This window comes from Sulfitobacter sp. GN1-4, assembly GCF_055693825.1.
In genome coordinates this window covers 1,209,943-1,227,984 of sequence record NZ_JBVFUQ010000003.1, presented here as the reverse complement: position 1 = coordinate 1,227,984, position 18,042 = coordinate 1,209,943, and the positions used below count along the sequence as shown (strand labels likewise).

Below are 18,042 nucleotides of genomic sequence, written 5' to 3'. Positions count from 1 at the left end.
CCAAACTTCTGTCTTAGAACAACCCTTCGACGTCACCGTCCGCATTCAGCTTGATCGCCTCGGCGGAGGGTACACGCGGCAGGCCTGGCATGGTCATGATCTCACCGCAGATCGCCACCACGAACCCGGCACCGGCAGACAGGCGCACCTCACGCACGGGGATATCAAAGCCCGTTGGCGCACCGCGCTCATTTGGATCGGTGGTAAAGCTATACTGCGTCTTGGCCATACAGACCGGTAGATTGCCATAGCCCTGATCTTCCCAGTCTTTCAGCTGCGCCAGGATCTTGCCATCCATCTGCGCGCTGTCCGCGCGGTAGATTTTGGTGGCAATCGTGTTGATCTTGTCGGCCAGGGACATCTCGTCAGGATAGATCGGCGCAAAGTCCGCCTCGCCCTTCTCGATCACTTCCACCACTTTGCTTGCCAAATCGGCAGAGCCTTCGGAGCCCAGCTCCCAGTGACGCGACAGCACCGCTTCGGCGCCTTGACCCGCGACATAGTCCTTCACGGCCTGCACTTCGGCGTCGGTGTCAGTGACAAAGTGGTTGATGGCGACAACCACCGGCACACCGAAGGATTTTACATTCTCGATGTGACGGCCCAGGTTCGCGCAGCCGTTTTGCACGGCCTCCACGTTCTCTGCACCCAGATCCGCCTTGGCCACGCCGCCGTTCATCTTCATCGCCCGCACGGTGGCCACAACGACCACAGCAGAGGGGGCCAGGCCCGCTTTGCGGCATTTGATGTTGAGGAACTTCTCCGCACCCAGGTCCGCACCGAAGCCTGCTTCGGTCACAACGTAGTCGGCCAGTTTCAGCGCCGTCGTGGTCGCGATCACTGAGTTACAGCCATGTGCGATGTTGGCGAATGGACCGCCGTGCACAAAGGCAGGGTTGTTTTCCAGCGTCTGCACCAGGTTGGGCTGCATCGCGTCTTTCAACAGCACGGTCATCGCGCCATCGGCTTTGATGTCACGGGCAAAGACAGGGGATTTGTCGCGGCGGTAGGCGACAATCATATCGCCCAAACGCTTTTGCAGATCCGCCAGGTCTTTGGACAAGCACAGGATCGCCATCACTTCGGAGGCCACTGTGATGTCAAAACCCGCCTCGCGGGGGAAGCCATTGGCCACGCCACCCAAGGATGTCGTGATCTGGCGCAGCGCGCGGTCGTTCATGTCCACCACACGGCGCCACACGACGCGGCGGGTGTCGATCTCAAGGCTGTTGCCCCAGTAGATGTGGTTGTCGATCATCGCGCTCAGCAGGGAATGTGCAGAGGTGATCGCGTGGAAGTCCCCGGTGAAGTGGAGGTTCATTTCCTCCATCGGCACAACCTCGGGCATAGCCGCCGCCAGCCGCCCCGCCCTTCATGCCAAAGTTTGGCCCAAGGGAGGCTTCGCGGATACAAACAGCCGCCTTTTTGCCGATCTTGTTCAGGCCGTCGCCCAGACCCACGGTGGTCGTGGTCTTGCCCTCGCCCGCTGGTGTTGGGTTGATCGCTGTTACCAGGATCAGCTTGCCGTCTTCACGGTCTTGAACAGAGTTGATGAACTTCTGGCTGACTTTTGCTTTGTCGTGGCCATAGGGCAGCAGATCGTCGCTGGAAATGCCCAGTTTCTCACCGATCTCTTGGATCGGGCGCTTTTGCGCTTCGCGCGCGATTTCGATGTCGGTCTTATAAGCCATGATGGAATCCTTCTCCCCCGGGGCGTGATGTCTGGCCCGTGATAGCGTGCAAACTGACGCAAGGGAGGGGGCATTTCCGACATTTCCCCCCTCTCATGCGGCTCGCATCGGGGGGATGGTTTCGTTTCGGAAACGGGTGAACGCTATGAGATGTTTATGCGCTGCGCCCGGTCAAGGGGCCCGGGCGCGCTGACCCGGAATATGCAAGCGCAGCCGATCCCCCAGTTTCAGCTGGCCCTCCCGCTCAACCCAGCCGCACACGCCGCGCCGCCCGGTGGCCGCCTGCCGAAACGCTTTGCCGTGGCCGGGATCATCCTTTTCGATCTCACGGGCGGGAAAGTTGCAGGGGCCGTTCAGCATATCGATGACGATGGTCGTCCCGTTTTCCGCCTGCAAGCGTGCGCTTGGGGGAACATGGGTGAAGTCAGGAATGCCCTCGATCACAATGGAGGCCCCAAGATAAAGCGGGTTCAACGCCTCCAGCCCAATATCAGCGGCAATGCCCGCAAGCTCTTCGGCTGATAGGATGGAGAACTGGCGCACGTTGCGGATCTCAGTCCCTTCGGGGTGCTGTGATTTGACGCGCACGCAAGAGGCCCGTGTGAGACCTGCGTGATAGTCCTCAGCAAAGCCTGCGTAGGTGGCCATGCCTTCGGTGATCGCCTCAGAGCGGATGTTGCTGCGGTCCAGGGGCACTTTGCCCATCCAGACGATTTTGCCGATGTGATCTGTGGGGACAAGTTCGGGCATGATAGATCCTCCTGCGTTGGCCGCAGACTGCGCAAGGCGGGCGCAAAAGAAAAGGCCCCGCCGGGGCGAGGCCTTATGACATTTTGTGACGTCAGAGAAACCTGTCTTGATCAGACGGAGGGTTCAGGCTCCATCCCGCCCTCGGGCGGCGTGGATTTCTTGCCTTTGCCTTTGGCCTTTGGGATGGCCGTCAGGCTTGGTTTCTTGTCGTCCTTGTCGTCGTCATCCTCACCGCTTTCGGGCACAGGGGGCAGACCGTCCATGACGCGCTTGATCTCAGCACCGGTCAGCGTCTCATATTCCAAGAGACCCTGGGCCAGACGCTCAAACTCTTCTTCTTTCTCTTTGATGATCTGCATCGCCCAGTCGTATCCATCCTGGATAAAGCGCTGGACCTCTTGCTCGACCAACTCCTTGGTCGCGGCAGAGACAGAGAAGCCCGGCGTGTTGCCAGAGTAGCCCTGCACCGCTTCGGAATAATCGATGTTACCAACCTTGTCGGACATGCCCCATTGCAGCACCATCGCGCGCGCCAGCGCTGAGGCTTGCTGAATGTCGCCCGCAGGCCCGTTGGACACGCTTTCCTCACCATACTTGTGGATCTCAGCAGCCTTGCCCGCCATGGTCATGGCGAGGCGCTGTTTGCACTCATCCTTGAACATGTTCAGGCGGTCCATTTCAGGCAGGCTCATCACCATGCCCAAAGCGCCCCCGCGTGGGATGATCGTGGCCTTATAGACCGGGTCACATTTCGGCAGGGTCATGCCGACCAATGCGTGGCCTGCTTCATGGTAGGCAGTCATCTCTTTCTGCGCGGCTGTCATCACCATCGAGCGGCGTTCAGAGCCCATCATGATCTTGTCTTTGGCGTTTTCAAAATCCAGCATCATGACAAAGCGGCGGCCAAGGCGGGCAGCGCCCAGTGCGGCCTCATTCACCAGGTTGGCAAGGTCGGCACCGGAGAAACCAGGTGTGCCTCGCGCGATGATGCGCAGATCTACATCAGGGCCCAAAGGTGTCTTGCGCGCGTGAACGCCCAGGATTTTCTCACGGCCCTTGATGTCGGGGTTGCCCACGGTGACCTGACGGTCAAAGCGGCCCGGACGCAAAAGCGCGGGATCCAGCACGTCTTTGCGGTTGGTGGCCGCGATGATGATCACGCCTTCATTGGCCTCAAAACCGTCCATCTCAACCAAGAGCTGGTTCAAGGTCTGTTCACGCTCATCATTCCCACCGCCATAGCCTGCGCCACGGTGGCGGCCCACGGCGTCAATCTCATCGATGAAGACGATACAAGGCGCGTTCTTTTTCGCCTGCTCAAACATGTCGCGCACACGAGAGGCACCAACACCCACAAACATCTCAACAAAGTCAGAACCGGAAATGGTGAAGAAGGGCACGCCCGCTTCCCCCGCAATCGCGCGGGCCAGCAACGTTTTACCCGTCCCCGGAGGGCCCTCAAGCAGCGCGCCTTTGGGGATTTTACCGCCCAGACGGCTGAACTTTTGCGGGTTGCGCAAAAACTCGACGATCTCTTCAAGCTCTTCCTTGGCCTCATCAATGCCTGCAACGTCATCGAACGTTACCCGGCCATGTTTTTCCGTCAGCATCTTGGCTTTGGATTTGCCAAAGCCCATGGCCCCGCCTTTGCCGCCGCCCTGCATCCGGTTCATGAAATAGATCCAGACACCGATCAGCAGCACAATCGGCAACAAAGACATCAAGAAGGTCTGGAACCCGGATTGCTGTTGCGGACGCGCCTGCATGGGTACGTTGTTGTCGATCAAAAGCGAGGTGATCTCGGCATCCTGCGGTTTGATGGCGATGTATTCACTGCCATCTGAGCGGCGGAACCGCACCTGTTCCCCGTCCAGGGTCACATTGCGGACATCGCCACTTTCGACGGCTGCGACAAATTCAGTGTAGGTGATTTCGTTGCTTTGCAAATTGTTCCCAGATCCGCTGAACAAATTGAACAGCGCCAGGACCAACAGCATCAATACGACCCAAAAGGCGAGATTGCGAATGTTACCCAAGGAAATTCTCCTAATGCTTCGGGTCTATGTAGAGGAACCAGCCCCCCAGCGCACCCCTTATGTGCGCCTTGAACTATAGATAGAGGTCACGCCCGCAGGTTCAATGCGTGATCAGTGCGGCAAAAAAGGCATCTGGTCCTGCCGCAAGCTCTGCTTTCCAATCGCCAAAGCCCGCAAAGGGGGCGGCGATCAGCACGTTGCCAGACCACACCGAGGGCGTCGATTGCAGCACCACATGGGGATGCCCGCTGTCGCGCCAGTTGGGACATTGCTCAATCCCCGCCTCGCCCAGCGCACGGATTTCCAGATCATACGCGGCCTCCATCGCAGGGGGCGGCACCATAACCCAGTGGCCGTCCCAAATGCCCTGAGGCGGACATTTGACCCTTGAGACGGATTTCAATTCGCGGAAGATCCAGATCTTGTTGGCAATCCGGCGCAGATGGCAGCCGTCAATTGTTGCGGCCTGCCCGTTTTTCAGCGCGGATGTGACATTGGCCATGCCCGAACGGCGCGGCGAATATTCCGATCCACTCAGCCATGAGATCGCCTTGACCAGCAAGCGGCGCTGGATCTCTTCTGGGTGAAGGCGCAGGCTGGTTTCATCAATAATAAAGGCCCCTGCATCCTGTGTGATGATCTGTTTGCCTGCCAAAAACGTCTGCCAGTTCAGCGCTTTGCGCGCTTGGCCCAATTGCTCTGCAACTTCCAGCAGCACTTCTTGGTCGATCCCAAGCTCTGATAGTGTCGCAAGGGCTTTGCGGGCCTTAATCCGGTCAAAGCGGTCATCATCATTGCTGGGGTCCGTGATCCAGCCGACATCATGGGCGCGCAGGTAACTTTGCAGCGCGTCGCGGCGGATTTTAGAAACGGCCTGATCCAGGTCACGCCTTCGCGCACGGTGCGGGGTTGCATGCCCGACAGCCCGTCAATGCCGGACCGCCGCGCCAACCGCATCAACACCGTTTCGGCCTGGTCATCTGCGGTATGCCCGACGGCGACCGTATCAATCCCGTGTTCCGTGGCCCAGGCGGCGATCTTGGAATACCGCGCGTCTCTTGCGGATTTTTGCAAGTTGCCGCGGCCGTCCCAGTCCTCCCACAGCAGAACGTCATGCGACACACCGATCTTGGCGCATTCGGCCGATACGATCTCTGTCTCCATGCGCGCTTCTTCGCGCAGGCCATGGTCAACGGTGACGGCGCGCAACAGGGTGCCGTGTTCCTGGGAAAACTGGTTCAGCAAATACAGCAACGCCAGCGAGTCGCTGCCGCCCGAAACCGCCACGCCAAGTACTTTTGGAGGATGCGGCAGAAGGGCCTCTGATACGATTTGTGGCAACCCTCCCTGCATCGGTCAGGAACACCCTATGTTGCGACGTTGGTCTTCTGCTTGGGCGACCGCTGCACTTGAAGGAAAACGTACACCCACTTCACCCAGCGTCACACATGCCTCTTGGGTTTGGCCCAGATTGCCCAGCGCGCGTCCCAATTCAAAAAGCGCTTGCGGGGCCAAGGGGCCTTCGGGTGCGGCACTGAAACTGGCCAGATAGGACCGGGCCGCTTCGCGGGTATCACCCACTTGGCGCAAGGCATCGCCGCGCCGCAGATCGGCCTCAGCGGCAAGCGGGCCACCGGGGTAGGTTTGGTTGAACGTCGCAAAAAGCTCAGCCGCCGCGGCATAGTCACCTGCGGCAAAGGTTTCTTGGGCGCGTTTGAAATCCGCCGCTTCACCCACGGCCAGCGATGCCTGATCTGTGGGGGTCGCAGGATCTGTCAACGGAGCGGCGGTGGCCGTCTGCCCCTCGCCCCCCAGCGTGGTGGTTTCGCCCAAGGCCGCGACATCGCCGCCTTCCAGCTCAACAAGGCGGAACTCCAGATCGCCGATCCGGTTGGTGCCATCGGCGACAATCCGGTTGACGCGGTTCTCAAGTTCTTCGGTCTTTGAGGTGAGCCTTTGAAGCTCGCTCTCTATTGCGCCCACCCGTTCCAACACAGATGTGCCGGCGGTGTTCACCTCTGCCCCACCCGTAGTGGAAAGCTCGCGGCGGAGTTTCTGGACTTCGACATAAAGGATGGTCAACTCTTGCCGGATGTCTGCAAGCGTTTGATCATCTTGTGCAAAAGCAGCCGATGCGGAAAGCGCCATCCCGCATACAGCCGCTATGATAGAGCGCACAATCATTCAGCAATAAATCCCTAGCTGGAAAGCCCACCTGCCAGAACTGTCACGGCGCGACGGTTCTTGGCGTAGCATGCTTCGTTTGAGCATACTTCAATAGGTCGTTCCTTACCGTAGCTTACTACACGCAGACGGGCTTGCGGTACACCCTTTGATATCAGGTACTCCTGAACCGCATTCGCACGCCGAGCGCCAAGGGCAAGGTTGTATTCCCGCGTGCCCTGTTCATCCGCGTGCCCTTCGATCACCGCTTGATAGTCAGCGTTGGTCAAAAGCCAGGTCGCCTGTCCGTCCAGCGTCAAGCGGCCTTCGGCTGTCAGGCTGGACTGATCCACGGCAAAAAGCACCCTGTCCCCAACGGATTGCTGGAAAAACGCCACCGAGGTGGGATCACTTGGGCTGCCAGGCACAACCGTGCCATTGGTACCCGCAGCGCCACTGCCCGCGCCATCGGCTCCGCCAAAGCGGTCAGGGTTCGTACAGGCGGAGATCGCCAGTACAGCGGTCATAAGACCAGCTAGAAGAAACTTGTTCATATGATCTGCCTCTTATCTTTGTTTGCAATTGTTGCGCGCTGTTAGCATAAATCCACCTTTTAGGGAATTATGCGGCATCGGGACATTGTCCTTATTTCTGCAAGGGCGACCAGGACGGATCAGAGCCGCCCGATGGGGTGCGCACGGGCCGCAGGTTGCGACCGGAAATATCCACCGAATAAAGCGTAGATGAGCCGTTGGCCCCTTGGGTTTCGCGCGCGAACATAATCACGCGACCATTGGGTGCCCAGGTCGGACCCTCGTCCAAAAAGGAGGCGGTGAGCAAGCGTTCCTGCGTGCCATCCAGCCGCATCACGCCAATGTGAAACCGCCCTTTGTTCTGTTTGGTAAAGGCCACCAGATCCCCCGAGGTGACCAAACCGGCGTGCCGTAGCGCCCTTCGCCAAACGAAATGCGCTGCGCCTCACCACCTGTGGCGGGCATGACATAAAGCTGCTGCGTGCCGGACCGGTCGCTTTCAAACACAATCCGAGAGCCGTCTGGTGAAAAGCTCGGCGCGGTCTCAATCGCGGGCGTGTTGGTCAGGCGGGTGGCGCGGCCAGTGTTGATGTCCATCGTGTAGATGTCAGTGTTGCCCCCTTGGGTGAGCGAGTAGACCACCGTTTGACCAGAGGGCGAAAAGCGGGGCGCAAAGCTCATTGTGCCATCGGCACTTTCCAGCACGCGGCGCTGCACAGAACCGATATCCAGTACATAGATCCCGGGGAAGCCCGTCTCATAGCTGGTATACAGTACGCGGTCCCCAGAAGGAGAGAACCGGGGGGCCAGCACGATAGAGCCGGAATCCGTCAGATACTGCACATTCGCCCCATCATAATCCATGATCGCCAGACGTTTTTTGCGATCGTCCTTGGGGCCGGTTTCAGAGACATAGACAACACGGCTGTCAAAATACGGCCCCTCGCCCGTGATGCGGGCGTACACCGCGTCAGCGACCTTATGCGCGATGCGCCGCCAGCCTTCCGTGGTGCCAGAGAACTGCAAACCACTGCCAAGCTCAGCGCCGGAGAAGACGTCATAGAGGCGAAATTTCACCGTGACGGCGTTGCCAGAGACATTGACGGCCCCAGTGACAAGCGCCTGCGCATTGATCGCTTTCCAGTCTGCAAATTGCACCGGTGCGCTAAAATTGGTGACGGTTGAGATATAGGCCGACGACGGAATTTCCCGAAAAAGCCCGGTGCCTGTCAGATCAGCAGCGACAACGCGGGCCAGATCATTGGCCATTTGACTGGCGGCAGCACTTTCTGGCTGAAAGTTTGGAACGGCAAAGGGCAGCGGTTCAATGATGGCTTCATCAATGATGATCCGCAACGGCTCTTGCGCGCTCACAGGTGCAGACCAAAGGGCGGCCAGGCTAAGGCAAAGGCTCAAAATCAGATGTCTCATAGGTCTGCATCCTTTCGCGGTTGCGCGATGATGTTGAGGGGAAAACAGCGCCCTGCTGCCCCGTCACGACAGGGGTGTGGGCTAAGGCAAGGGGCGGTATGGGGGTGTAACTTGGGCATTCTCAGAACCCCATCTTGCTGGGATCAAAGGTCATTTCGATGCTCTGCCATTGGCTGTATTTCTCGGCGGGCAGTGCAAAACCCCGCGCGCCGCAGCGGATGATGGCGCGGCGGGCGGAATCAAACACACGCTGCGCTGACGCCGTTGATCCACCGCTGGAGCTAATCATACGGATACTGTTTGCGACCGGTGTGCCGTTTTGGTTCATCTCAACCCCGATGACCACGATGGTCTCCAACGCCTCGGTTGAGAGCGATCCAATGTTCCAGCATTGCGACACCGCCACCCGCAGCGCATCTTTCTCACCCGCTGAAAGCGGCGGTCCGGTCGGGGCGGGCGTCGGATCTTGGGCGGCTTGCAAGGCGGCCAGCACATCATCGTTGCTGACAGGCTCTGACGGGCTTTCGTCTGCATCTTCGTTGGTTTCTGCCGCAGCGGCGGGGGCGGCTGCCTGTTGCTGAGGGGCGGCGGGGCGGCGTCCGGGCGGACGGGAGGACGCCGCAGGTGCGGCGGTGGCCTCTGTCACAATCTCAGTTGTCGCAGCCTCAGGCGCGGTTTCCTCCTGCGCTTCCTGCTCTGTCGCCTCGCCTGTGGTATCGGGCGCTACGGCCTCCTGTTCCACCGGGTCGACGGCGGCATCCGGGTTGGGTTGCGCCACAGGCTGAGGGGCCACCCGTTCAATGTCTTGGGGTGCCGCCTCCGGCGCGGTCTCAGGGACCAATACCGCAATGTCGCCCACCGGCTCAGACAGCTCCGGCGGCGTGTCCTGCACCTCAGCCTCGGGCAGCGGGGCCAGTTCGGTGACATCGGGCAGCGGATCTGCGTCAGGCGCTTGGGTTGGCAAGGGCGCGGGCTGTTCGATCTGCGCATCAGCGGTGCTTTGCGGTGCCGGGGTATCGGCCGTCACCTGCGGCTGAGCGGGCTGAGCCACCTCCGTGGCGCTCTGCGGCGGCTGGGCTGCCGCCATCATGGCCTCAAAATCCGCGCTTGAGATCACCGACACTTCTGTCAACTCCGCAGGCTCAGGCTCAGCGGCAAAAACGCCGCCAAGAATGACCCACCCAATGAGGCCCAAATGCCCCAGGCCTGAGATGACATGCCCGGTATGCAAGGCTCAATTCCCGCTCGCATCGGTGCCATCCAGGCTGGGCCCGCCGATGTCCGTCACCAGGCCAATATTGGCAAAGCCACCGGCATTCAGCGCGCCCATCACCTCCATCACGGCCTGATAGGGCACCGCGCCATCCGCCCGCAAAAACACCTGATCGCTGCTGCGCTCAGCGGCAATGCCGCGCAGGCGGGTGACAAGCTGGGCGCGGTCTACCGGTGTGGTCTGGATTTGCACATCGCCGGTTGCGGTGATGGTCACGGTCAGCGGCTCTTCCTGCTCTGTGGGCAAAGCGCCTGCCGCGGATTTTGGCAATTCCACCGGCACACCGACCGTCAGCAGCGGTGCAGCGACCATAAAGATGATCAACAGCACCAACATCACATCCACAAAGGGGGTGACGTTGATCTCAGACATCGGCTGCGCGCGGCTGCGCCGACGGCCTCTGCCCCCGCCGCCTTGTTTCTTGATGGCCCCTGCCCCCATTGCTCAGCTGTCCAACTGACGGCTAAGGATGGTGGCAAATTCATCTGCGAAAGCCTCATGCGCGCCAATCAGACGTTCGCTGTCGGCGTTCAGCTTGTTGTAAAAAATCACCGCAGGGATCGCCGCCAGCAGACCCAGCCCCGTGGCCAACAGCGCCTCAGCAATGCCGGGGGCGACAACCGCAAGGTTGGTGTTTTGCTGCTCCGCAATTTCAATAAACGCATTCATGATCCCGATAACGGTGCCGAAAAGACCAATGAAAGGTGCCGCTGACCCCACGGTCGCCAACACGGTGAGGCCCTTTTGCAAACGCTCCGCTTCTTTGGCGATGGCCACATCCATGCTGCGATCAATCCGCGCAGTGGCCCCCGGGATCATCTCCCCATCATCGCGGTGCGATCTGCGCCACTCGCTCATCCCGGCGGCAAACACCTTTTCAGAAGGGCCATCGGGCTCTGCCCCCACCTGATCAAAAAGCCCGTCCAGCGGCTCCCCTGACCAAAACGCCCGGTCAAACCTGTCCGCCTCTGACCGGGCGGCGCGGTAGATCATAATCTTCTGAATGATAATCGACCACGTCCAGAAAGAAGCGACAACCAACATGATCATCACAATCTTCACCGTCAGGGTCGCCCGCATGAACAGCCCCCACATGGAGAAATCAATCTCCTTGGCCAACGCCAGCGTCTCTGCTTCCATAACACCGCTCTTTTTATGCATGGGGGTCCCATGCGCTGCCTGATGGCCCCGTTATCGTCGAGGCTCATTTGATCTGATTCTAGCCAAGCGCAAAGGCGATTGCCAGAAAAATGGCCCTATTCCGCCTGTGCCGCCAGTTGTGAGCGGAGTTTTGCTGGCAAGCGGGTGGGTTTGCCAGCCGTTGTCATGCACACAGCGGTCACTTTTGCGCGAAGAATGCACTTATCCTCGCGAAAGACTTCCTGATCAAACACCCAGCGCAGCGCGCCCTGGGCATGATGTGTGCTGCGCACCTCCAGCCGGTCGCCAAAATGCGCAGTTCCCAGATAATCCGCCTCTACCCGGGTGACGACAAAAACGATGCCCTCAGCGCGCATCGCCCGCTGATCCAGGCCCAGTTGCTCAACAACGTCTGAACGTGCCCGCTCCAGGTACTTGAGGTAATTGGCGTAATACACGATGCCCGCCATGTCGGTATCTTCATAAAAGATGCGGATCGGATAGCTGTGGCTCATTGGGTCACCTGCAAACGCGCAAAAAGCCGCAAGGCATGAGAGGGATCTTGCGCCGCATGGGGCAAGACAGGATCATACGCAGCGCGCAACAGCTGCGCGATGTCAGGGCGCAGGATGGTCGTGTCATTGGCCACCATCAACGGTGAGCGGTCCTGAAACGCCAAGTCTGACCAAAGCACCATGGACTGAACGATCTGGCTCAACGCCAAAGTTTGCGCCGGCACATCACTCAGATGCTGGTCCATCCGCAAAAAGACGAAACAGGCCTTGATGGCGCCTGCCTCATCAAAGCGGAAAAACCTGTACTGATTGGCCTCAGCCACCTCCAGCCGCGCCACCAAGGGGGCAAGATCGGGGGCCAGCCTGTCCATGCCCGGCACCTCCAGCAGCTCTTTCCAGTCCGTGAAAAAGAACATCATCAGGTTTGAGCCAAGCTCGGCGTCCATCTCGCCCATCTCATGGCCGGCCAAATCACAGGTGGCCGTGATGGCCCCCTTGATCACCGCAAGCGTGCCATCATCCACACCAAAAACCACAGGGCATATCGGCCGACCCCAACGAGCAAAGGCAAAACTGCCATCACCGCGGGTAAACAGCGCTTCGATCTGCTCAGCGGTCATCGCCTTCTCCTCATGCGCAGGGGTGACGGGTTTGCACCGTCCCCGCGCTTCATCTTTCCAATAAAACTCAAAAGCATCGGCTCAACCAAATAGATCCGTCTGCGATTTTGGCACCGCCAGCCCCAGATGTGTCCAGGCCTTGGCCGCCAACATCCGCCCGCGCGGGGTACGCTGGATCAAGCCTTGCTGCAACAAAAAGGGCTCAATCACCTCTTCCAAAGCATCCCGGCTTTCAGACAGGGCTGCGGACATGGTTTCAATGCCCACCGGCCCCCCCTGATAGTTCTCCGCAATCAGGCTCAGATATCGCCGGTCGGCGCCATCAAGGCCCAGACTGTCCACGCCCAACCGGGTCAGGGCCATATCTGCCAAGGCTTGGGTCACGCGGCCGTCCCCTTCAACCAGCGCAAAATCGACCACGCGGCGCAAAAGCCGTCCGGCGATGCGCGGCGTGCCGCGGGCGCGTTTGGCAATCTCGCGTGCACCACCCTCATCGGCAGGCGCTCCCAGCTTGCGGGCATTGCGGTCCACTATGATGAACAGTTCATCCTCGGTGTAGAACTGCAACCTTGTGGGAATGCCAAACCGGTCCCGCAACGGTGTGGTCAAAAGCCCCATCCGAGTGGTGGCCCCGACCAGCGTAAAGGGCTGCAACTCAATCCGCACGGTGCGCGCGGCAGGCCCTTCACCGATCACCAGATCCAGCTCAAAATCCTCCAACGCCGGGTAAAGCACTTCTTCGACAGCCGGGTTCAGCCGGTGGATCTCATCAATAAAGAGAACATCGCGCGCTTCCAGATTGGTCAGGATCGCCGCCAGATCACCCGCCTTGGCCAAAACCGGGCCAGAGGTCATCCGAAAACCCACCCCCAATTCGCGCGCCATGATCTGCGCCAGCGTTGTCTTGCCTAGACCGGGCGGGCCGTGAAACAGCGTGTGGTCCATCGCCTCCCCGCGTTGCTTGGCCGATTGGATAAAAACACGCAGGTTGGCGCGGGCCTCAGCCTGGCCCACGAATTCCTCCAGCATCTGCGGGCGCAGGGCGCGGTCCACATCTTCGGGCAACGGCTCTGGCCGGACGGTGGGATCAATATCTGTCATTCACAGGTCCATAGAGGGGATGGGCACAGCCTATCCCTTTGGGGCGAGGAGTTTCAACGCGGCCTTGATCAGATCGGGCGTGGTGGCCTCGGGTGCTGCACCAATGGCCTCAGCCACGGCGGCGGCGGCATCCCCGGGCGCATAGCCAAGATTTGACAAAGCCGACAATGCCTCGGCCTGCGCGGAGGCTGCCGCCGGGGACGCGGCCCTTGGTGCGGGTGCGGCAGGCTCAATCACCTCAGCGGGCACCTCGCCCTGCGCCTCAGCCAGGGTGCCGGACATCGCCATGACCGACGGGGCCTTGTCCTTGAGATCCAAAACCACACGCTGTGCGATCTTGGGGCCAATGCCTTTGGCCGCTTTGACCGCATTCCAATCACCCAGGGCGATGGCTCGGCTGACGCCATCGGGCCCCAGCGTGCCCAGAATGGCCAGTGATGCCTTGGCCCCGACCCCTTGCACCGAGGTCAGCAGGCGGTGCCATTCCTTTTCCACCAGCGTCTGGAAGCCAAATAGCTGCATTAGATCTTCGCGCACCACCAGATCGGTAAAAAGCGCCACCACCTCACCCGCTCCGGGCAGGGCAGCAAGCGTGCGTTCTGAGCAATAGACAAGATAGCCCACCCCGCGGACGTCAATCAGCACATGGTCAGGGGCGCGGTAGTCAATGCGTCCTGTGATCTTACCAATCATGCGCGCACCTTGATGCGGGCATCCGCCAAGCTGGGCGCGCCGCAATGATGGGCATGACAAATCGCGATGGCCAGCGCGTCCGCCGCATCCGGGCCCGCCAGATCAACACCGGGCAACTGCATCTTGACCATATGGGCGACCTGGGTTTTGTCCGCATGACCTACGCCCACAACCGTCTTCTTGATCTTGTTGGGCGCATATTCCCCAACAGGCAGCCCTGCCTGCGCTGGCACCAGCATCGCAATGCCGCGCGCCTGACCCAGCTTTAGCGTCCCGGCACCATCTTTGTTCACGAAAGTCTGCTCAACAGCTGCCGTATCGGGCTGAAATGCCGCGACGACCTCGCTGAGCTGCTGGTAAAGCGACAGCAACCGGGCCGCCAGATCCTGTCCGGTGGAGTGGCACACGCCATTGGCCACGTGAGTCGTTTTACTGCCAACTTGGTCAATCACGCCCCATCCGAGGTTTCGAAGCCCCGGATCAATGCCAATTACCCGCATATCTGCCCTGTCACTTATAGAATTGTTGCTTTTTTGATGCACTAGCACGAAACGCGAACATCCGCCAAGTGTTTCCGCAGATGACACAATTTCGCCCTGCACTGCGTCGCTTATGCATCTCAGTGTCGCTTTCGGGCATTTGAAGCAGAAAAACGACACGTCGAAGGTCGCAATTTTTCCATTATTTACGGGGCGTTAACCGTGAAAATGACCTATGCAGAAATTGCAAATCACCTATGCAATTCGGCCCATTGTGCCGGGCGAATAAGCGTCCTATCTGCCCCTCACTGGCTGGATGATCCAGCACAACACTAGACAAAAAGGACGGCTCCAATGGCAGCTTTTGACACCAACCGCCCCGTTTACGGCTCCTCTATCGCCGTCTCCGGATTCTTCTCTGTTTTCGCCCGCGCCCTCGGCACAGTTGTGGCATGGAACAACGCACGCATCACACGCAATGCGCTGTCCAGCCTGACCGACCGCGAGCTGGAAGACATCGGATTGATCCGTGGCGACATCGATGACGTCGCGATGGCGGAATTCATCCGCTAACGCAAACGACCCCAGAACGGGTAAGCTATTACAGGGCGCGTCAGAAACGACGCGCCCTTTTTATGTGCGCAACTCCTGCGGCGAAGGAAGAGGGCGGTGGCCAGCGGAGCGGTCAAAACGCTTTCAAGTGGTGCCAAGTCCTGCATCCGGCGTGATGTGGCCCGGCCTCAGCGGTGATGTTCCACCTCACCCAACAGGCACAAACACCAAATCTATAACGACACGAAAAAAGCCGCGCTCTGAACAACCAGAGACGCGGCAAACTCGTTACTTTTACAGCTGATCAACCCAAAGGCTGACCAAATAGTTAAGGATCAGCGCAAGAACGGCCGAACTTGATCTGCCAGCACAGCGGTGATGGGATCAACGGCAAGGGCGGTCGCCCCGGCCTGCTCCAGCACGGTCCCTTCGGACAGTGCCGCAAGACGGTCTTCGTAAGTTGCGGGGCCAACGGCAGCCAGCGCAAATACCTTGAATGCAAAGAAGCCCAGGCACGCAAGTACAAGCACCTGCAAAACCGCGCCGCCGCGCAAAACGCGCGACCGCTTGGGCTGTACCACAATCAGCCCGTCACGGGTGATTTTGGTCGTGTACCCGTGGGTCATCTTTTCATGTTTACGCCCCAAAGCAGCAAGGCGCTGTTCAAAGTGGTCGTGTGTTTCAACCATGGCAGTGATCTCTTCCAAACGAACGGCCCCCACCGCTGTTGAGAATTGATTAACTACGCAATGTGGCGAAATCTGGGCAAACACCTCAAATTTAGCCAAAAACCCGGATGAGTTAGGAGGAAATTTGCAGAGTTAGCGTCGTCCATTCACCAATCTGCTCATTATGGGTCACATTGATGCCAGATTGTGCATAAACCGCTGTCACTTCGTCCGCCTGCTCATTCAAAATCCCCGACAGAATCGCGAATCCGCCAGGTTTGAGGGCCTTGGCCATGTCTGGGGCCAGCGCGACAAGCGGTCCTTTCAGGATATTGGCGAAAACAAGGTCAAAGGGCGTAGCCTCGGCGAGTGCCGGGTGATCAAAGCCCGCGGCCTCGACACATTGCACTTTTCCATCAAGCCCATTGGCTGAAACATTGGCCTGGGCGACGTCCACCGCGACCTCATCAATATCGCTGGCCAGCACCGGGTTGGGCCAGATCCGCGCAGCAGCCATGGCCAGGACCGCTGTTCCACAGCCAATGTCGGCGACGTTCTGACCCACAAAGCCATCCGTGGCCAACCGGTCAAGCGCGCGCAGACAGCCAAGGGTGGTGCCGTGATGGCCCGTGCCAAAGGCCATCGCCGCCTCAATCAGCAGGGGTTCGGCCTCTGCTGGTACTTTGTCCGCATCGTGCGAGCCGTAGACAAAAAAGCGCCCCGCCTCGACCGGTGCCAGTTCGCGCCGCACGTGGGCCACCCAATCGGTTTCGGGCACTTCGGAGACGGTAAAGGGTTTGGCCCCCATGGCCACGGCCAGAACGGCCAGGGCCGTTTCATCGGGTGCGGCTTCGAAATAACCACCGACCTCCCACAGGCCCGAGCCGTCTTCCATTTCAAAAACGCCAACGCCCGTGGGTTCAGGTGTCAGCCGTTCCATCGCCTCGCCCAGCGCATAGGCAGCATCGCGGCCTTCCAGGGTCGTCAGCGCGGTATATGTCGTCATTATCTTCTCCGATGTCTGTCGGGGTTCGGGTAGGGGCGCGGATAGTGCGGGTCAAGCGCTTGGGCTTCTTCCGATTTCAATCCGCGTACGTAATACCAGCCCCAGGTCGCGGCAATCAGGCCCATGATCGCCCCCGCCGCCGCCTGGCCATAGATCACGCCGGGTGCGCCAAACAGGGCCGCAAGTGCCGCTGCGGCAGGATAGCTGAGCGCGCCGTCCTTGAGCCAGTTCACCAGCGTTGACCACCCCGGGCGGCCCAGGTTGTTGAACGCTGCGTTCGACACAAAGAGCGCACCAATGAACACAAAGCCCCCTACCCCAATGAGCGTGAAAGACCGCAAGACCTCAGCCCCCAGGCCGGTCAGGCCGAAAGCGGCGATGACATAAGGCGTGGCAATCAGCATCAAAACCCATGCAACAAGCGTATAGACCCCGCAAAAAATCAACGCGTCGCGGTAGGTCTGGCGCACACGGTCAATCTGACCGGCGCCAAAGTTCTGGCCAAAGATCCCACCAATGGCACCCGACAGTGCAAAAACGCCGCCAAAGACAACCACCGTCAAACGTCCGATCACGGCCCAAGCCGCCATCGCTTCGTCGCCGTAGGGCGACATCACCATGGTGATCAGGTAATTGCCAACCGGCGTGGACATCTGCGTGGCCATGGCGGGGCCAGCAACCACCATGAAGGGCCGCCATATGTTGCGCAGCGTGCGCAGGCGGGGCCGGTCAACCAGCCCCATCTGAATGACCGCAAAGTAAACCGCCAACCCCAGCAACGCGAAACGAAAGAGAACAAGACCAATGGCCGCCCCGTCCAGCCCCAGGCCCATCCAGAAGATGAGGATCGGATCGACGATCATCAGCACCACACCGGACAGCAGCGTGATGTACATCGCCTTGGCCCCGTAGCCATCCGCGCGCAGCGTCCCTGACAGGACAAGCGCTGCGGACATCGGGATCAAGGATGGCAGGGTGATGGCAAGATAGCGGGCCGCTAGTGTGGCGGTCTCTCCCTGGGCGCCAGCCATGCTAACCAGCGGCATGCGCATCGCGACAATCCCCAAGGACACGATGCTAAGAACCACCATGGAGATCACGGCACCGGCACCCGCCTGCCTGCGCGCACGGTCGCGGTCGCCCTCTCCGATGCTGCGTGAGATCACGGCGGTGGCCGCAATCATCAGCCCAACAGCCACAGAGACTGAGAAAAACTGGACCGCATAGGCATAGCCAATGGCCGCGACCAGTTTCGGATCGCCCAACTGGCTCACCCAAAACAGGTTGGCCGCATCGACAAGAAAAACAAAGGTGATCCCCATCGCGCCGGTGGCTGTCATGCGCACCACATGCCCCATGGTGCTGCCCGCCAGGAACCGCCCCGGTTCCAT

At 59.8% G+C, this 18,042-nt stretch carries 18 protein-coding genes and 2 pseudogenes; 1 reads left to right on the top strand and 19 read right to left on the bottom strand.

Going from position 1 to position 18,042, the window contains the following annotated elements; all coding sequences use genetic code 11:
• Nucleotides 1-13: 13 nt before the first annotated feature.
• From ACZ1HM_RS06520 to ruvC, 16 genes and pseudogenes are all read right to left on the bottom strand, one after another.
• Nucleotides 14-1,691: pseudogene (locus ACZ1HM_RS06520) on the bottom strand (formate--tetrahydrofolate ligase).
• A 171-nt stretch (nt 1,692-1,862) separates the two neighbouring features.
• On the bottom strand, nt 1,863-2,441 hold the full coding sequence (locus tag ACZ1HM_RS06515; RefSeq protein ID WP_472742056.1) for an MOSC domain-containing protein: 579 nt from the start codon (nt 2,439-2,441) through the stop codon (nt 1,863-1,865).
• Nucleotides 2,442-2,551: 110 nt separating this feature from the next.
• Nucleotides 2,552-4,477 (bottom strand): ATP-dependent zinc metalloprotease FtsH, encoded by a 1,926-nt coding sequence (ftsH, locus tag ACZ1HM_RS06510; protein WP_472742055.1) that lies wholly within the window; start codon nt 4,475-4,477, stop codon nt 2,552-2,554.
• Nucleotides 4,478-4,577: 100 nt separating this feature from the next.
• The gene (locus tag ACZ1HM_RS06505) at nt 4,578-5,195 is read right to left on the bottom strand and encodes a hypothetical protein (protein ID WP_472742054.1); all 618 of its coding nucleotides are present in this window, start codon (nt 5,193-5,195) and stop codon (nt 4,578-4,580) included.
• Nucleotides 5,147-5,818 carry a tRNA lysidine(34) synthetase TilS gene (tilS, locus tag ACZ1HM_RS06500; protein WP_472742053.1) on the bottom strand — a complete coding sequence of 224 codons (672 nt, stop codon included), beginning with the start codon at nt 5,816-5,818 and terminating at the stop codon, nt 5,147-5,149. Before tilS ends, ACZ1HM_RS06505 begins: the two co-directional genes overlap by 49 nt.
• Nucleotides 5,819-5,833: 15 nt before the next feature.
• Complete coding sequence (ybgF, locus tag ACZ1HM_RS06495; protein WP_472742052.1) at nt 5,834-6,661, bottom strand: tol-pal system protein YbgF; 828 nt, start codon at nt 6,659-6,661, stop codon at nt 5,834-5,836.
• A 14-nt stretch (nt 6,662-6,675) separates the two neighbouring features.
• Nucleotides 6,676-7,194, bottom strand: a complete 519-nt coding sequence (gene pal / locus ACZ1HM_RS06490) for a peptidoglycan-associated lipoprotein Pal (RefSeq protein WP_472742051.1) — start codon at nt 7,192-7,194, stop codon at nt 6,676-6,678.
• Nucleotides 7,195-7,285: 91 nt separating this feature from the next.
• Nucleotides 7,286-8,604, bottom strand: a pseudogene (gene tolB, locus ACZ1HM_RS06485) (Tol-Pal system beta propeller repeat protein TolB).
• A 121-nt stretch (nt 8,605-8,725) separates the two neighbouring features.
• Nucleotides 8,726-9,835, bottom strand: coding sequence for an energy transducer TonB (locus ACZ1HM_RS06480; protein ID WP_472742050.1), 1,110 nt, complete (start codon nt 9,833-9,835; stop codon nt 8,726-8,728).
• A 3-nt stretch (nt 9,836-9,838) separates the two neighbouring features.
• The gene (gene tolR, locus ACZ1HM_RS06475) at nt 9,839-10,318 is read right to left on the bottom strand and encodes a protein TolR (protein WP_472742049.1); all 480 of its coding nucleotides are present in this window, start codon (nt 10,316-10,318) and stop codon (nt 9,839-9,841) included.
• Between the two features lie 3 nt (nt 10,319-10,321).
• Nucleotides 10,322-11,017, bottom strand: a complete 696-nt coding sequence (tolQ, locus tag ACZ1HM_RS06470) for a protein TolQ (protein WP_472742048.1) — start codon at nt 11,015-11,017, stop codon at nt 10,322-10,324.
• Between the two features lie 116 nt (nt 11,018-11,133).
• Nucleotides 11,134-11,532 (bottom strand): YbgC/FadM family acyl-CoA thioesterase, encoded by a 399-nt coding sequence (locus tag ACZ1HM_RS06465; RefSeq protein ID WP_472742047.1) that lies wholly within the window; start codon nt 11,530-11,532, stop codon nt 11,134-11,136.
• Nucleotides 11,529-12,152, bottom strand: coding sequence for a hypothetical protein (locus ACZ1HM_RS06460; RefSeq protein ID WP_472742046.1), 624 nt, complete (start codon nt 12,150-12,152; stop codon nt 11,529-11,531). The genes ACZ1HM_RS06465 and ACZ1HM_RS06460 overlap by 4 nt, the downstream gene beginning before the upstream one ends.
• 81 nt (nt 12,153-12,233) lie before the next feature.
• Nucleotides 12,234-13,253 (bottom strand): Holliday junction branch migration DNA helicase RuvB, encoded by a 1,020-nt coding sequence (gene ruvB, locus ACZ1HM_RS06455; RefSeq protein WP_472742045.1) that lies wholly within the window; start codon nt 13,251-13,253, stop codon nt 12,234-12,236.
• A 30-nt stretch (nt 13,254-13,283) separates the two neighbouring features.
• Nucleotides 13,284-13,946, bottom strand: coding sequence for a Holliday junction branch migration protein RuvA (ruvA, locus tag ACZ1HM_RS06450; protein WP_472742044.1), 663 nt, complete (start codon nt 13,944-13,946; stop codon nt 13,284-13,286).
• On the bottom strand, nt 13,943-14,446 hold the full coding sequence (gene ruvC, locus ACZ1HM_RS06445; protein WP_472742043.1) for a crossover junction endodeoxyribonuclease RuvC: 504 nt from the start codon (nt 14,444-14,446) through the stop codon (nt 13,943-13,945). Before ruvC ends, ruvA begins: the two co-directional genes overlap by 4 nt.
• A 333-nt stretch (nt 14,447-14,779) precedes the next feature.
• Here ruvC and ACZ1HM_RS06440 point away from each other — a divergent pair, with 333 nt between their 5' ends.
• Nucleotides 14,780-14,998: a DUF1127 domain-containing protein gene (locus ACZ1HM_RS06440; protein WP_472742042.1), complete on the top strand. Its 219-nt coding sequence runs from the start codon at nt 14,780-14,782 to the stop codon at nt 14,996-14,998.
• A gap of 314 nt (nt 14,999-15,312) precedes the next feature.
• Here the strand turns inward: ACZ1HM_RS06440 and ACZ1HM_RS06435 are convergent, their stop codons facing one another.
• The 3 genes from ACZ1HM_RS06435 to ACZ1HM_RS06425 all read right to left on the bottom strand — a co-directional run bounded on the left by ACZ1HM_RS06435 (nt 15,313) and on the right by ACZ1HM_RS06425 (nt 18,042).
• The gene (locus tag ACZ1HM_RS06435) at nt 15,313-15,666 is read right to left on the bottom strand and encodes a hypothetical protein (RefSeq protein WP_472742041.1); all 354 of its coding nucleotides are present in this window, start codon (nt 15,664-15,666) and stop codon (nt 15,313-15,315) included.
• A 112-nt stretch (nt 15,667-15,778) separates the two neighbouring features.
• Nucleotides 15,779-16,651, bottom strand: coding sequence for a 50S ribosomal protein L11 methyltransferase (locus ACZ1HM_RS06430; protein ID WP_472742040.1), 873 nt, complete (start codon nt 16,649-16,651; stop codon nt 15,779-15,781).
• On the bottom strand, nt 16,651-18,042 hold the full coding sequence (locus tag ACZ1HM_RS06425) for an MATE family efflux transporter (RefSeq protein ID WP_472742039.1): 1,392 nt from the start codon (nt 18,040-18,042) through the stop codon (nt 16,651-16,653). Before ACZ1HM_RS06425 ends, ACZ1HM_RS06430 begins: the two co-directional genes overlap by 1 nt.

Bases quoted from the DNA above. Each gene is read 5' to 3' on its own strand.
- ACZ1HM_RS06430 (WP_472742040.1), bottom strand. From the start codon at position 16,651: ATGACGACATATACCGCGCTGACGACCCTGGAAGGCCGCGATGCTGCC.
- ACZ1HM_RS06460 (WP_472742046.1), bottom strand. From the start codon at position 12,152: ATGACCGCTGAGCAGATCGAAGCGCTGTTTACCCGCGGTGATGGCAGT.
- ACZ1HM_RS06515 (WP_472742056.1), bottom strand. From the start codon at position 2,441: ATGCCCGAACTTGTCCCCACAGATCACATCGGCAAAATCGTCTGGATG.
- ruvA (WP_472742044.1), bottom strand. From the start codon at position 13,946: ATGATTGGTAAGATCACAGGACGCATTGACTACCGCGCCCCTGACCAT.
- ACZ1HM_RS06465 (WP_472742047.1), bottom strand. From the start codon at position 11,532: ATGAGCCACAGCTATCCGATCCGCATCTTTTATGAAGATACCGACATG.
- ACZ1HM_RS06425 (WP_472742039.1), bottom strand. From the start codon at position 18,042: ATGGAACCGGGGCGGTTCCTGGCGGGCAGCACCATGGGGCATGTGGTG.
- tolQ (WP_472742048.1), bottom strand. From the start codon at position 11,017: ATGGAAGCAGAGACGCTGGCGTTGGCCAAGGAGATTGATTTCTCCATG.
- ruvC (WP_472742043.1), bottom strand. From the start codon at position 14,446: ATGCGGGTAATTGGCATTGATCCGGGGCTTCGAAACCTCGGATGGGGC.
- ybgF (WP_472742052.1), bottom strand. From the start codon at position 6,661: ATGATTGTGCGCTCTATCATAGCGGCTGTATGCGGGATGGCGCTTTCC.
- ACZ1HM_RS06440 (WP_472742042.1), top strand. From the start codon at position 14,780: ATGGCAGCTTTTGACACCAACCGCCCCGTTTACGGCTCCTCTATCGCC.
- pal (WP_472742051.1), bottom strand. From the start codon at position 7,194: ATGAACAAGTTTCTTCTAGCTGGTCTTATGACCGCTGTACTGGCGATC.
- ruvB (WP_472742045.1), bottom strand. From the start codon at position 13,253: ATGACAGATATTGATCCCACCGTCCGGCCAGAGCCGTTGCCCGAAGAT.
- ACZ1HM_RS06435 (WP_472742041.1), bottom strand. From the start codon at position 15,666: ATGGTTGAAACACACGACCACTTTGAACAGCGCCTTGCTGCTTTGGGG.
- tolR (WP_472742049.1), bottom strand. From the start codon at position 10,318: ATGGGGGCAGGGGCCATCAAGAAACAAGGCGGCGGGGGCAGAGGCCGT.